The organism is Pseudomonas sp. IT-P4 (assembly GCF_949767755.1).
Lineage (GTDB): Bacteria > Pseudomonadota > Gammaproteobacteria > Pseudomonadales > Pseudomonadaceae > Aquipseudomonas > Aquipseudomonas monachiensis.
The window spans coordinates 298548-311346 of sequence record NZ_CATKPX010000056.1 but is presented as its reverse complement, the minus strand read 5'-3'; the positions used below and the strand labels follow the sequence as shown (position 1 = coordinate 311346).

At 59.7% G+C, this 12799-nt stretch carries 11 protein-coding genes, 4 tRNA genes and 1 pseudogene; 8 read left to right on the top strand and 8 right to left on the bottom strand.

The features are described 5' to 3' along the window. A complete protein-coding gene (locus ACM6IT_RS22780; RefSeq protein WP_056728666.1) occupies positions 1-1344 on the bottom strand; it encodes an aromatic acid/H+ symport family MFS transporter in 1344 nt (447 codons plus the stop codon). A 219-nt stretch (positions 1345-1563) separates the two neighbouring features. Between ACM6IT_RS22780 and ACM6IT_RS22775 the strand changes: the two genes are divergently transcribed. From ACM6IT_RS22775 to ACM6IT_RS22760, 4 genes are read left to right on the top strand one after another with little or no spacing between them, the layout of a single operon-like run. After that, positions 1564-2190, top strand: a complete 627-nt coding sequence (locus ACM6IT_RS22775) for a DUF1780 domain-containing protein (RefSeq protein WP_007970534.1) — start codon at positions 1564-1566, stop codon at positions 2188-2190. Continuing rightward, positions 2187-2714 carry an MOSC domain-containing protein gene (locus ACM6IT_RS22770; protein ID WP_056728668.1) on the top strand — a complete coding sequence of 176 codons (528 nt, stop codon included), beginning with the start codon at positions 2187-2189 and terminating at the stop codon, positions 2712-2714. Before ACM6IT_RS22775 ends, ACM6IT_RS22770 begins: the two co-directional genes overlap by 4 nt. A 53-nt stretch (positions 2715-2767) precedes the next feature. Then, positions 2768-2941, top strand: a complete 174-nt coding sequence (locus ACM6IT_RS22765; RefSeq protein ID WP_007970531.1) for a DUF3094 domain-containing protein — start codon at positions 2768-2770, stop codon at positions 2939-2941. A gap of 60 nt (positions 2942-3001) precedes the next feature. After that, positions 3002-4300, top strand: a complete 1299-nt coding sequence (locus tag ACM6IT_RS22760) for an NAD(P)/FAD-dependent oxidoreductase (RefSeq protein ID WP_414918735.1) — start codon at positions 3002-3004, stop codon at positions 4298-4300. A 115-nt stretch (positions 4301-4415) separates the two neighbouring features. On the opposite strand, the gene ACM6IT_RS22755 is transcribed toward ACM6IT_RS22760, so the two are convergent. The 7 genes from ACM6IT_RS22755 to rluD all read right to left on the bottom strand — a co-directional run bounded on the left by ACM6IT_RS22755 (position 4416) and on the right by rluD (position 9510). After that, positions 4416-4492 (bottom strand) — tRNA-Pro (locus tag ACM6IT_RS22755). 94 nt (positions 4493-4586) lie between these two features. Next, positions 4587-4662: transfer RNA gene (locus ACM6IT_RS22750), tRNA-Lys, on the bottom strand. Between the two features lie 5 nt (positions 4663-4667). Further along, positions 4668-4744 (bottom strand) — tRNA-Pro (locus ACM6IT_RS22745). A 9-nt stretch (positions 4745-4753) separates the two neighbouring features. Further along, a tRNA-Asn gene (locus ACM6IT_RS22740) sits at positions 4754-4829 on the bottom strand. A 301-nt stretch (positions 4830-5130) separates the two neighbouring features. Continuing rightward, on the bottom strand, positions 5131-7695 hold the full coding sequence (gene clpB, locus ACM6IT_RS22735; protein ID WP_223541988.1) for an ATP-dependent chaperone ClpB: 2565 nt from the start codon (positions 7693-7695) through the stop codon (positions 5131-5133). 130 nt (positions 7696-7825) lie between these two features. Further along, positions 7826-8551 (bottom strand): peptidoglycan editing factor PgeF, encoded by a 726-nt coding sequence (gene pgeF, locus ACM6IT_RS22730; protein WP_414918734.1) that lies wholly within the window; start codon positions 8549-8551, stop codon positions 7826-7828. Then, the gene (gene rluD / locus ACM6IT_RS22725; RefSeq protein WP_008052092.1) at positions 8548-9510 is read right to left on the bottom strand and encodes a 23S rRNA pseudouridine(1911/1915/1917) synthase RluD; all 963 of its coding nucleotides are present in this window, start codon (positions 9508-9510) and stop codon (positions 8548-8550) included. The genes pgeF and rluD overlap by 4 nt, the downstream gene beginning before the upstream one ends. A gap of 151 nt (positions 9511-9661) precedes the next feature. On the opposite strand from rluD, the gene ACM6IT_RS22720 reads away from it, so the two are divergent. The 4 genes and pseudogenes from ACM6IT_RS22720 (at position 9662) to ACM6IT_RS22705 (ending at position 12727) form a co-directional block, all read left to right on the top strand. Continuing rightward, on the top strand, positions 9662-10684 hold the full coding sequence (locus ACM6IT_RS22720; protein ID WP_056728675.1) for an outer membrane protein assembly factor BamD: 1023 nt from the start codon (positions 9662-9664) through the stop codon (positions 10682-10684). A 126-nt stretch (positions 10685-10810) separates the two neighbouring features. Further along, positions 10811-11044: a PP0621 family protein gene (locus tag ACM6IT_RS22715; protein ID WP_056728677.1), complete on the top strand. Its 234-nt coding sequence runs from the start codon at positions 10811-10813 to the stop codon at positions 11042-11044. 46 nt (positions 11045-11090) lie between these two features. After that, a pseudogene (locus ACM6IT_RS22710) lies at positions 11091-11393 on the top strand (hypothetical protein); the annotation flags it as partial. After that, the gene (locus ACM6IT_RS22705) at positions 11390-12727 is read left to right on the top strand and encodes a sigma-54-dependent transcriptional regulator (RefSeq protein WP_056728679.1); all 1338 of its coding nucleotides are present in this window, start codon (positions 11390-11392) and stop codon (positions 12725-12727) included. The pseudogene ACM6IT_RS22710 and the gene ACM6IT_RS22705, both read left to right, overlap by 4 nt. Positions 12728-12799: the final 72 nt, after the last annotated feature.

Here is a 12799-nt window from a genome sequence, read left to right as displayed (position 1 = left end):
TCAGGCACCGGTCGCTGACAACGCTGGGTTGACGCCAGCAGCGCTGCGTCGGCTGCTGATGGCGAACACGGTCATGGCCAGGGCCGCCACCGCACCGGGCAAGGCAAACGCCATGAAGTTCAGCTGCAGGGGCAGGCTGATCCCGAGCAAGGCGCCACCCAGCAGCGGACCGACGATGGCCCCGTTGCGCCCGATGCCCGAGGCCCAGCCCAGGCCGGTCGAACGAATCGTCATGGAATAGAACTGCGCGGCGCAGGCGTACAAGAGAATCTGCGAGCCAATGGTAGTGGCACCGGCAATAGCGATCAGCAGGTACAACACCGGCATCGGGCTGTTGAAGCCCAACAGGGTGATCGACACCGCCGCCATGGCGAAAAACACCGACAGCACCCGCGGCAGATTGAGTTTGTCGCCCAGCACCCCGCCCCCGACCGCGCCGAAGATCGCCCCGAAGTTCAACACCAGCAGGAACGACAGGCTCGAACCCAGGCTGTAACCGGCGTTGGCCATCAGTTTCGGCAGCCAGGAACTCAGCGCATACACCATCAACAGGCAGCAGAAAAACGCCAGCCACAGCATCAGCGTGCGCAGCGCACGGCCGTCACGGAACAGCTGCAACACCGGGGTGCCCGTGCCTTTCACTTCGGCCATGTGCAATTGGTCAGAGGTTTGTGCGACGTAGGCCGGGTCGATGCGCTGCAGAATGTTGCGTGCGTCTTCATTGCGCCCCTGACGCAACATGAAGCCCACCGATTCGGGCAGGAAGTACATGATCAGCGGCAACAACAGCAGCGGCAGGACCGCCACGTAAAACACCGACTGCCAGCCGAAACGCGGGATCAGCACAATGCCCAGCCCGGCGGACAGCATGCCGCCCACCGAGTAACCGCTGAACATGATCGCAACCAGCGTGCTGCGGATTTTTTTCGGCGCGTACTCGTTCATCAGCGCCACGACGTTAGGCATCACGCCGCCAATGCCGAGCCCGGCAATGAAGCGACACAGGCCGAACTCGGTGGGGTTACGGGCGAAACCATTGAGCACGGTGAAACCGCTGAAGAGCATCACGCAGATGGTGATGGCTTTCTTGCGGCCGATCCTGTCCGACAGCGGACCGAAGAACAGCGCGCCGAACATCATGCCGAACAGTGCATAACTGCCCAGTGCACCGGCTTGCAGAGGACTGAGCCCCCACTCTTTCATCAGCATCGGCAAGACCACGCCGTAGATCACCAGATCGTAACCGTCGAAGATGATGATCAGGGCACACCAGAACAGCACCATCCAGTGAAAGCGGTTGAAGCGAGCGTTGTCGATAACCTCATGTACGTCGATCTTGCGCATGGCATTTATCTCTTGTTGTTGTTTTTTTAGAGCGGCGGTAACACGGCTTACGTCCGTACAGCCGAGGGTAGAGCCGTCCGATACGTGGCAATAGCCAGTGAGCGCAGACCACTATCCGTTTTGTGCAGGGCCCTGGAACGGGCATGGGAACGGAAGGCTATGAGCCTCTTCGACAAATTGTCTTCTTTGCGATCACATTTGAACGCTAAGCTTGGGCCTATGGATGACTCAGATTATTTACGCCTGCTGACCATCGCGGCCGAGCAAGCCAACGCGTTTCTGTCCAATGCCCGCAAATGGGAGCGTGAGCGTTGGGTCTGCCAGCGCCTGCTGCAAGGCTTGAACATTCCCTATCGCGCCGATGAGTTCGCCCCCGCCGGGGAGCCGCCGGATGTGTTGTTTCGCGATGCCAGTTTCGAGGTGTTCTTCGTGCTCGACGAGGGCCGGCGCCTCAACGATGAATGGCGCGACGAGCTGCAACGCCGACGCAGCGCGTTCTCCCTGAGCCAACTGGTGCGCCGCGAGGCCAAGCCACGACGCATCCCCGCCAACGAGTTCTTGCTGCGATTGGCGCCGACCTTGCGCAAAAAAGCGCACAACTACAAAGAGCGCGGCATGGATCTGGGTGAGTTGGACATCATTGCCTTCGCCAGCCTCAAACGCGAAGTGCTGGACCTCAACAGCCATTTCCCGCCACCAACCGAATACCTGCGCCAGGGCTGGCGTTCGCTGTCATTGGTTGGGCCGACTTTCGCCCGCGTGCTGTTCGCTCACCCGGATGCTCCGGACTTCTTGCGCAGCAACCTGGGGCGCAGCATTGTGTTCGACGTCGGGATCAGCCTGTGAGCCCGCTGCAGGAGCTGATCGCCGAGGTGCCGCAACAAGGTCGGGTACGCTGGATCGGCGTGCGCCCGCAATCACGTTCGGCGATGCTTGAACTCGATGCCGTGGAAGCGCGCCTGGAAGCTGGCCTGACCGGCGACCACGCCCGCCCCGGCGTGCGCAATGCACGGCAGGTAACGCTGATTCAGTGGGAGCACCTGGCGGTCATCAGTTCACTGATGGGGCGCGCACTCGATCATCCGGTCCGGCCTGAAGATCTGCGGCGCAACCTCGTTATCAGTGGCATCAATCTGTTCAGCCTCAAGGGCCGCCGCTTCCGGATCGGCCAGGCAACGTTCGAAACCACAGGCTGGTGCCAGCCCTGCGCGCGCCTGGAAAGCAACCTGGGCATCGGCACCTTCCAGGCCGTGCGCGGACATGGCGGAATCACTGCCCGGGTGTTACAAAGTGGCATCATTCGCCTGGACGACACCGTAAGCGTCGAACCCATTCCAGACAGCGGCTATGCTGCGTTCAACCCTGGGTAAAAACACTGTAGCTTCTACACATTCAGCAACGTCTACCCCTGACGAGGCCCGATATGACCAGCCGCCTGAACCCCGACGACCAAAAGCATGTCGAAGAGTACCTGCAGTTGTCCCAGCACCAAGTCGAGCGCCGGCCCTTCCGGCCGTGGATGCTCCTTGTACTGGTATTGGCAGTGACCATTGGTCTGGGCCTGTTGAGCCGACTTATCAGTTACCTGACGCTATGAGCTGCCTTGCGCTCGCGAAGGTACTGACACCGATTTCCTTTAGCCTTGCGAGTTATCCCCATGTCCCATCGTATTGTCATTGTCGGCGGCGGCGCCGGCGGTCTGGAGTTGGCTACCCGCCTGGGTAAGACTCTGGGCAAGCGCGGCACAGCCAGCGTGATGCTGGTCGACGCGAACCTGACCCACATCTGGAAACCCTTGTTGCACGAAGTGGCGGCCGGTTCCCTGAACTCCTCCGAAGATGAACTCAACTATGTTGCCCAGGCCAAATGGAACCACTTCGAGTTCCAACTGGGGCGCATGAGCGGGCTTGATCGTGCGCAGAAAAAAATCCAGCTGGCCGCCACCTATGACGAAGCCGGTGTGGAATTGGTACCCGCGCGTGAAGTGTCTTACGACTCGCTGGTGATTTCCGTCGGCAGCACCACCAATGATTTCGGCACTCAGGGCGCGGCGCAGCATTGCCTGTTCCTCGACACCCGCAAACAGGCCGAGCGCTTCCACCAGCAACTGCTCAATCACTATCTGCGCGCTCACGCCGGCCAGACCGACGCGATCGAGCAAATCAGCGTGGCCATCGTCGGCGCCGGTGCCACCGGGGTCGAACTGGCCGCCGAACTGCACAACGCCGCCCACGAATTGGCAGCCTATGGCCTGGACCGGATCAAACCGGAAAACATGCACATCACCCTGATCGAAGCCGGTCCACGGGTGCTGCCGGCACTGCCGGAGCGGATTGGCGGGCCTGTGCATAAAACCCTGGAGAAACTCGGGGTCAACGTCATGACCAATGCCGCTGTCAGCGAAGTGACGGCCGACAGCCTGATCACCGCCGACGGCAACGAAATCAAGGCCAGCCTGAAAGTCTGGGCCGCCGGGATTCGCGCACCGGGTTTCCTCAAGGACATCGATGGCCTGGAAACCAACCGCATCAACCAGCTGCAAGTGCTGCCGACCCTGCAAACCACCCGTGACGAAAACATCTTCGCCTTCGGTGACTGCGCCGCCTGTCCGCAACCGGGCAGCGACCGCAATGTGCCACCACGCGCCCAAGCCGCTCACCAGCAGGCTTCGTTGCTGGCCAAATCGCTGAAACTGCGCATCGAAGGCAAGGCACTGCCGGAGTACAAGTACACCGACTACGGCTCGCTGATTTCGCTGTCGCGCTTTTCGGCTGTGGGTAACTTGATGGGCAACCTCACAGGCAGCGTGATGCTCGAAGGCTGGCTGGCGCGGATGTTCTACGTGTCGCTGTACCGCATGCACCAGATGGCGCTGTACGGGCCGTTCCGCACGGCGATGCTGATGCTGGGCAGCAAGATCGGGCGCGGGACTGAGCCACGGCTGAAACTGCACTAACACCTCAGCCACTGTGGGAGCGAGCTTGCTCGCTCCCACAGTGGCTTTGCGGCGTTCCTGAGTTTCCTGTGGACAAAAAAAATCCCCGTATCTTTCGATACGAGGATTTTTAATATGGTCGGGGTAAGGGGATTCGAACTCCTGACATCCTGCTCCCAAAGCAGGCGCGCTACCGGACTGCGCTATACCCCGGTAAAAAAAAGGCACCCTTGAAGGCGCCTTCCTCGATCAGCGCTTTTGGCCTCTGATCTTAAGATTCGATTCCAGCGCTAACTGGTTTCAAAAATGGTGGGTCGTGTGGGATTCGAACCTACGACCAATTGGTTAAAAGCCAACTGCTCTACCAACTGAGCTAACGACCCAAAAATGGTCGGGGTAAGGGGATTCGAACTCCTGACATCCTGCTCCCAAAGCAGGCGCGCTACCGGACTGCGCTATACCCCGGTTTGAAATTGGCTCCGTGACCAGGACTCGAACCTGGGACCCAATGATTAACAGTCATTTGCTCTACCGACTGAGCTATCACGGAACTACACATTTCAATTTACAACTTTGAAGCTTTTACTGCGTTCTCTTCGACCCGTTCGCATCGCTGCGTTCGTGTGTCTGAGGCGCGCTATTCTACAATCTTCAGCACCTCTGTCAACCCCCTAAATTGCTTTCAAGTTAATGATTTGCAACTTATTTTGGATTCCTGCTTGGGGAGCGGAAACCCTGGCGGGTGACTTACTGCGGGGCGCACTTTACAAGCCTTTTCCTTTGAGTTCAACAGCCTAACGAAAAAAAGGCCTCGTTATGCGAGGCCTTTTCGATTTTGCTGCCGTTATGGATCAGACGAAGACGATTTCGTCGTTCTCCACCACACCGTGAGCGGTATCGCCCGGCATGAATCGACCGGACAGTATCAACTGCGCCAGCGGGTTCTCGATCCAGCGCTGGATGGCGCGCTTGAGCGGCCGTGCGCCGTACACCGGGTCGTAGCCGACCGCGATCAGCTTGTCCATGGCTTCCGGGCTGAGCTCAAGCTTCAGTTCGCGCTCGGTCAGGCGGCTGCGCAGGCGACCCAGCTGGATCTCGGTAATGCCGGCGATCTGATCCCGCGCCAACGGCTCGAAGATCACCACTTCGTCGACCCGGTTGATGAACTCCGGCCGGAAGTGGCTGGAAATCGCATCCATCACCGCCGCGCGCTGCGCCTCACGGTCACCGACCAGCTCCTGGATCTGTACCGACCCCAGGTTGGAGGTCATGACAATCACGGTGTTCTTGAAATCCACCGTGCGGCCATGGCTGTCGGTCAGACGACCATCCTCGAGCACTTGCAGCAAGATGTTGAACACATCCGGGTGCGCCTTCTCGACTTCGTCCATGAGGATCACCGAATACGGTTTGCGACGTACGGCCTCGGTCAGGTAACCGCCCTCTTCGTAGCCCACGTAGCCTGGTGGCGCACCGATCAAGCGAGCCACGGAATGTTTCTCCATGAACTCGGACATGTCGATCCGCACCATCGCCTCTTCGGTATCAAAGAGAAATTCGGCCAATGCCTTGCACAGCTCGGTTTTACCGACACCGGTCGGGCCGAGGAACATGAACGAGCCGCTTGGGCGATTAGGGTCGGACAACCCGGCACGGGAACGCCGTACCGCGTTGGAAACCGCCACCACCGCTTCGTCCTGACCGATCACACGCTGGTGCAACAGGCTTTCCATCTTCATAAGCTTATCGCGCTCGCCTTCGAGCATCTTCGACACCGGAATACCGGTCCACTTCGACACGACTTCGGCGATCTCTTCTTCAGTCACCTTGCTGCGCAGCAACTGGTTTTCGGGTTTGCCATGCTGGTCGACCATTTGCAGGCTACGCTCCAGATCCGGGATCACCCCGTACTGCAACTCGGCCATGCGGTTCAGGTCGCCTTTGCGGCGAGCGGTTTCCAATTCCTGACGGGACTGCTCGATTTTCTGCTGGATCTGCGCAGAACCCTGGACTTCGGCTTTTTCCGAGTTCCAGATTTCTTCGAGATCCGAGTACTCACGCTCATGACGAGCGATTTCTTCCTGCAGTTTCTCCAGACGCTTCTTCGCCGCGTCGTCGCTTTCTTTCTTCAGCGCCTGGGACTCCACCTTCAGCTGAATCAGGCGACGCTCCAGACGGTCCAGCACTTCCGGCTTGGAGTCGATCTCCATGCGGATGCGACTGGCGGCCTCATCGATCAGGTCGATGGCCTTGTCCGGCAACTGCCGGTCAGTGATGTAGCGATGGCTGAGCTTGGCTGCGGCAATGATCGCGCCGTCGGTAATCGCCACCTTGTGGTGCACCTCATAACGCTCCTTGAGACCACGCAGGATAGCGATGGTGTCTTCCTCACTCGGCTCGTCCACCAGTACTTTCTGGAAACGTCGCTCGAGAGCGGCGTCCTTCTCTATATATTGGCGGTACTCGTTGAGCGTGGTCGCACCGACACAGTGCAGCTCACCGCGGGCCAGGGCCGGCTTAAGCATGTTGCCCGCATCCATCGAGCCTTCGCCCTTACCGGCGCCGACCATGGTGTGCAGTTCGTCGATGAACAGGATGATCTGCCCTTCCTGCTTCGACAGTTCATTGAGGAGGGATTTCAGGCGTTCTTCGAACTCACCGCGATACTTGGCACCGGCGATCAGCGCCCCCATGTCCAGGGACAACAGGCGCTTGCCCTTCAAACCATCCGGCACTTCGCCGTTGATGATGCGCTGGGCCAGGCCTTCGGCGATCGCGGTTTTACCCACGCCAGGCTCACCGATCAGCACCGGGTTGTTCTTGGTGCGACGTTGCAGCACCTGGATGGTCCGACGGATTTCATCGTCACGGCCGATCACCGGATCAAGCTTGCCGTCTTCGGCTCGCTTGGTCAGGTCGACGGTGTATTTGTCCAGGGCCTGTCGCGCTTCTTCGTGGTTCGGGTCGTTGACGGCCTCGCCACCACGCAGGTTGTTGATCGCGTTCTCCAGGGCTTTCTTGCTCACGCCCTGACCGAGCAACAGCTTGCCGAGCTTGCTGTTCTCGTCCATGGCGGCGAGCAGCACCAGCTCACTGGAGATGAACTGGTCGCCCTTCTGCTGGGCCAGGCGGTCGGCCTGGTTGAGCAGGCGCGCCAGATCCTGCGACATGTTCACGTCGCCGGTCGGGTTCTGGATTTTTGGGAGCTGGTCGAGCTCTTTGGTCAGCTCTTTACGCAGGCTGTTGACGTCAAAGCCCACCTGCATCAACAGAGGCTTGATCGAGCCGCCCTGCTGTTCGAGCAAGGCCTGCATCAAGTGCGCCGGCTCGATGGCCGGATGATCAAGACCGACAGCCAGGGATTGGGCATCGGACAACGCTAACTGCAATTTGCTGGTTAAACGGTCTATACGCATGGGTCACCTTCCTTTTGAGCAGGCCGGACCTATAAAACATCCTGAATGAAGAAACCTGCCAGATACCGCTATAGATGCGGTCGATTCTGGGAGTTTCAAGCATCAAGACATTGATGCAGATCAGAGAAGCTTAGCGGGCGAGCCAGATCAGGGAGGCAAAGCGACCGGTGCGAGGGGCACGGCGGTAAGAAAAGAAACGTGGGTCGGTCACGGTGCAGAAACCTCCACCGTAGACAGCGGTGACGCCACGAGCAGCCAGGCGCAGACGCGCCAGCCTATAGATGTCGGCCATGAACTTGCCGGGGTTTTGACTCGGCACGAAGGCTTCAGCCGCTTGCGGCAACTGCTGCACGAAGGTTTCGCGCACTTCCGGGCCGACTTCAAAAGCTTGCGGGCCGATGGCCGGGCCGAGCCAGACCAATACTTCGGCCGGTGGCACCGCCAGACTGTCGAGGGTGGCTTCCAGCACGCCCGCCGCCAACCCGCGCCAACCGGCATGGGCTGCAGCAACGCGGGTGCCGGCACGGTCGCAAAACAGCGCAGGCAGGCAATCGGCGGTCATCGCAGCACAGGCGACGCCCGGCGTTGATGTCCAGCTGGCATCAGCCGTATCCACCCGGTCAGGATCGGCATGGGCCACCACGATGCCGTGAACCTGCTGCAACCAGGCCGGTTGAATGGAGAAATGATCGGTAAGACGACGACGATTCTCGGCAACAGCTTCAGGGCTGTCCTCGACGTGATCACCGAGGTTGAGGCTGTCGAACGGCGCCAGACTGACGCCGCCCGCACGGGTGGTGACGCAGGCTTTGACCCCGGCCGGCGCGGGCCAGTCAGGAATCAGCCAGTCACTCATCCGATGAACGCCTCGCGGTCTTGCTTGAGCAGGGTCAGCAACCAGACGAAATCCTCCGGCAACGGCGATTCCCAGCTCATGCGCTGACCGGTGGTCGGATGATCCAGTTCCAGGAAACGCGCGTGCAGCGCCTGACGCGGGAAATTTTTCAGCGACTCGACCATGGTCGGGTTGGCGGCCGGCGGGATACGGAAACGACCGCCGTAGGCAGGATCTCCGACCAACGGGTAGTTGATGTGCGCCATGTGCACGCGAATCTGGTGCGTACGACCGGTTTCCAGCTTCACCCGCACGTGAGTGTGGGAGCGGAAGCGCTCGAGCACGCGGTAATGGCTGACGGCTTGCTTGCCACCTTCCATCACGGCCATGCGCTGGCGTTGCTGGCCGTGGCGACCGATCGGCGCATTGATCTTGCCACCGGCTGTCACCACCCCGATCACGATGCACTCGTAGATCCGGCTGACGCTGCGGCTCTGCAACTGTGTAACCAGCTGCGTCTGCGCTTGAATGGTCTTGGCCACCACCATCAGACCGGTGGTGTCCTTGTCCAGGCGATGCACGATACCGGCGCGGGGCACATTGATGATGTCCGGCACGTGGTGCAGCAAGGCGTTGAGCAAGGTGCCGTCGGCATGACCGGCAGCCGGGTGCACCACCAGGCCCGCAGGCTTGTTGATCACCAGGATGTCGTCGTCTTCATAGACGATATCCAGGGCTATGTCTTGAGCGACCCATTCGCCCTGAGCTTCCTGCTCGGCAGTCAGCTCAAGGATGGCGCCGCCGTGGACGATGTCTCGCGGGCGGATAACCGCCCCATCCACAGTCAGGCGGCCGTCTTTGATCCAGGCGGAAAGGCGCGAGCGCGAGTGCTCAGCGAATAATTGTGCGGCGACTTGATCGAGGCGTTGGCCGCCCAATTCGGACGGCACCTCTGCGCGAAGTTCAATTTTATCGGACATGCTCAGACTAGGCGTCGGCACAGCCTTTGGTTTCGGCTGCGCGCTTGTGGTTAAATACGGCGTCTTTTGCCCCGAGGCTATTCAACGGGGCGCTCATCATAACAGGACGGCCACGCCCAAGACAGCGGCCGTCATAGGGACGCAAGCCGCCATGCAAGTGAAACACCTGCTGCTGATCGCCATCCTCGCATTGACCGCTGCTTGCTCATCGAAGGAAGTCGTAGACGAAAACCTCAGTGAAGTCGAGCTGTACCAACAGGCTCAAGCCGACCTGGACAATAGCAGCTACACCAGCGCCATCGCCAAGCTGAAGGCTCTGGAATCGCGTTATCCGTTCGGTCGCTATGCCGATCAGGCGCAACTCGAACTCATCTACGCCAACTACAAGAACACCGAGCCAGAAGCGGCCAAGTCCGCTGCTGAACGCTTCATTCGCCTGCACCCACAGCATCCGAACGTCGATTATGCCTACTACCTCAAGGGCCTGACTTCTTTCGACCAGGACGTCGGCCTGCTGGCGCGTTTCCTGCCGCTGGACATGACCAAGCGTGACCCGGGCGCCGCCCGCGACTCCTATAACGAGTTCGCCCAGCTGACCAGCCGCTTCCCGAACAGCCGCTACGCGCCAGACGCCAAGCAGCGCATGATCTATCTGCGCAACCTGTTGGCAGCCTATGAAATTCACGTGGCCGACTACTACCTGACCCGTCAGGCTTATGTCGCCGCCGCGAACCGCGGTCGTTACGTGGTGGAAAACTTCCAGGAAACCCCTTCGGTCGGCGACGGCCTGGCGGTGATGACCGAGGCCTACCAGCGCATGCACCTGGACGAACTGGCTGCCACCAGCCTGGAAACCCTGAAGCTCAACTACCCGAACCACCCGACACTGGTAGATGGTCAGTTCGTACCGACCGTGGCCGAAGCCGACAACCGTTCGTGGCTGAGCAAGGCGACCCTGGGCCTGATCGAATCCCGTCCGCCGCTGCCGCCGGGTGAAACCCGCGCCAACCAGGACGTACAGAAGCAATTCCAGGAAGCCAAGGACGCCATCCCGAGCGAGCTCAAGCCTAAAGATGCCGAAGGCGATGTGATCGAAGAAGAAAATCACGAAGCGCAAGGCAACAACGACGACCGTTCGTGGTTCAGCTACATGACCCTCGGTGTGTTCGACTGACACCCCAGGTTGTGCAAAAAGGGAGACTTTCGAGTCTCCCTTTTTTATTTCAAGCACTTTATTACACTGTGCGCCTGCCAGGTCCTTGGCTAAACTGCCGCTTCATCAATCAAAAAGCAGCTCACCATGCTTCGTTTATTGTTCTGGATTGCCCTGATTGCCGCTGCAGTATGGTTCTGGCGCAAGTTCAAGGGGCAGGCCTCCACCCCCAAGCCCCCTGCCGAGCGGGAAGCGGCGCCCATGGTCCGTTGTGCCCATTGCGGCGTTCACCTGCCCCGTGACCGCGCACTGAGCCTCGACCAGCAATGGTATTGCAGCCAGGCTCATCTCGAGCAAGGCAAGGGCTCCAGTGGTCACTGACACTTGAGCAGAAATGGCAACCGTTCAAGGACTATCGCGCGTACCCAAGGAACTGAAAGGTGTTGATCGACGTCTGACGCAGATTATTCAAGACCTCTCTGTGCGAATGAACCGGGTAATCGAAAACGTCCTGCACCTACAGCGCCGCGTGCAAATCCCTCCGCTACGGCTCGACCTGAAATCACTGGAAATACTCGAAAATGAAGCCCCAGCCCGCCATACCAAGGGCCTGGGGTTTAATCTGTCCGGCCAGCCGGGCGAAAGCATTTTGTCCCGCCTAGACTTCAAGGTACGCCAGGAAAGCGGCTGCTTTTGCAGGACCTATGCACACGGACGAACCCCACATTGAACACCAGACCACGACAAAAAGTCCTGATCGTCGATGACGAACCGGACATTCGAGAACTCCTGGAAATCACCTTGGGCAGGATGAATCTGGAGACGTTCAACGCCCGCAACGTTGGCGAAGCGCAATCCCTGCTCAAACGCGAAACCTTCGATCTATGCCTGACCGACATGCAATTGCCGGACGGCACCGGCCTGGAGTTGGTGCAACACATCCAGCAACGCCACCCTCAGGTCCAGGTGGCGATGATCACCGCCTATGACAGCCTCGAAAACGCGATCAATGTGCTCAAGGCCGGGGCCTTCGACTTCCTGACCAAACCGGTGGACCTTGCGCGCCTGCGTGAACTGGTCACCAACGCCCTGCTGGTTCCTGCCCACGGAGTCGGCATCGAACGACGCTTGCTGGGCGATTCATTGCCCATGCGCAACCTGCGCAAGCACATCACCAAACTGGCCAGCAGCCATGCGACGGTCTACATCAGCGGAGAGTCCGGCAGCGGCAAGGAGTTGGTCGCGCGCCTGATCCACGATCAAAGCCCCCGCGCCCATCAGCCGTTCATTGCGATCAACTGCGCGGCGATTCCCTCGGAGCTGTTGGAGAGCGAGTTTTTCGGCCATCGCAAAGGCAGTTTCAGCGGTGCCATCGAAGACAAACCCGGCCTGTTCCAGACAGCCCACAGTGGCACCCTGCTCCTTGACGAAGTGGCCGACCTGCCGCTGGCCATGCAAGTCAAACTGCTGCGCGCAATTCAGGAGAAATCCGTACGCAGCGTCGGCGGGCAGCAGGAAGTGGCTGTGGATGTGCGCATTCTCTGCGCCACGCACAAAGACCTTGGTGCCGAAGTCGCCGCCGGACGTTTTCGTCATGATCTTTACTACCGCTTGAACGTAATCGAACTCCGGGTGCCGCCCTTGCGTGAACGTCGCGACGATATCGAAATGCTAGCTAGCCACATTCTCAAGCGTCTGGCTGCCGATACCGCTCAACCTGCGGCGAGACTCCACCCCCAGGCCCTCGATGCACTGAAAAGCTATCGCTTCCCGGGCAATGTGCGGGAACTGGAAAACATGCTCGAACGGGCACACACCTTGTGTGAGAACAAACAGATTGAAGCCGGTGACCTGCGCTTGGCTGAAGGCAACTGTGGGGCTGAAGTTGGCGTGCCAGACCTGACCCGGATCGACAACCTGGAAGCCTACCTGGAAAACGTCGAACGCCAACTGCTGCTCCAGGCCCTGGAGGAAACCCGCTGGAACCGCACGGCGGCGGCCCAGCGGTTGAACCTGTCATTCAGGTCGATGCGCTACAGGCTCAAGAAGTTGGGATTGGATTGAGGCTTTAAAAAGATCGCAGCCTTCGGCAGCTCCTACATGAGAGCGTGCCTACTGTAGGAGCTGCCGCAGGCT

Excerpts from the sequence above, each read along its gene's own strand:
- ACM6IT_RS22760 (WP_414918735.1), top strand. The coding sequence starts at position 3,002 with ATGTCCCATCGTATTGTCATTGTCGGCGGCGGCGCCGGCGGTCTGGAG.
- ACM6IT_RS22720 (WP_056728675.1), top strand. The coding sequence starts at position 9,662 with ATGCAAGTGAAACACCTGCTGCTGATCGCCATCCTCGCATTGACCGCT.
- pgeF (WP_414918734.1), bottom strand. The coding sequence starts at position 8,551 with ATGAGTGACTGGCTGATTCCTGACTGGCCCGCGCCGGCCGGGGTCAAA.
- ACM6IT_RS22765 (WP_007970531.1), top strand. The coding sequence starts at position 2,768 with ATGACCAGCCGCCTGAACCCCGACGACCAAAAGCATGTCGAAGAGTAC.
- ACM6IT_RS22775 (WP_007970534.1), top strand. The coding sequence starts at position 1,564 with ATGGATGACTCAGATTATTTACGCCTGCTGACCATCGCGGCCGAGCAA.
- ACM6IT_RS22715 (WP_056728677.1), top strand. The coding sequence starts at position 10,811 with ATGCTTCGTTTATTGTTCTGGATTGCCCTGATTGCCGCTGCAGTATGG.
- clpB (WP_223541988.1), bottom strand. The coding sequence starts at position 7,695 with ATGCGTATAGACCGTTTAACCAGCAAATTGCAGTTAGCGTTGTCCGAT.
- rluD (WP_008052092.1), bottom strand. The coding sequence starts at position 9,510 with ATGTCCGATAAAATTGAACTTCGCGCAGAGGTGCCGTCCGAATTGGGC.
- ACM6IT_RS22780 (WP_056728666.1), bottom strand. The coding sequence starts at position 1,344 with ATGCGCAAGATCGACGTACATGAGGTTATCGACAACGCTCGCTTCAAC.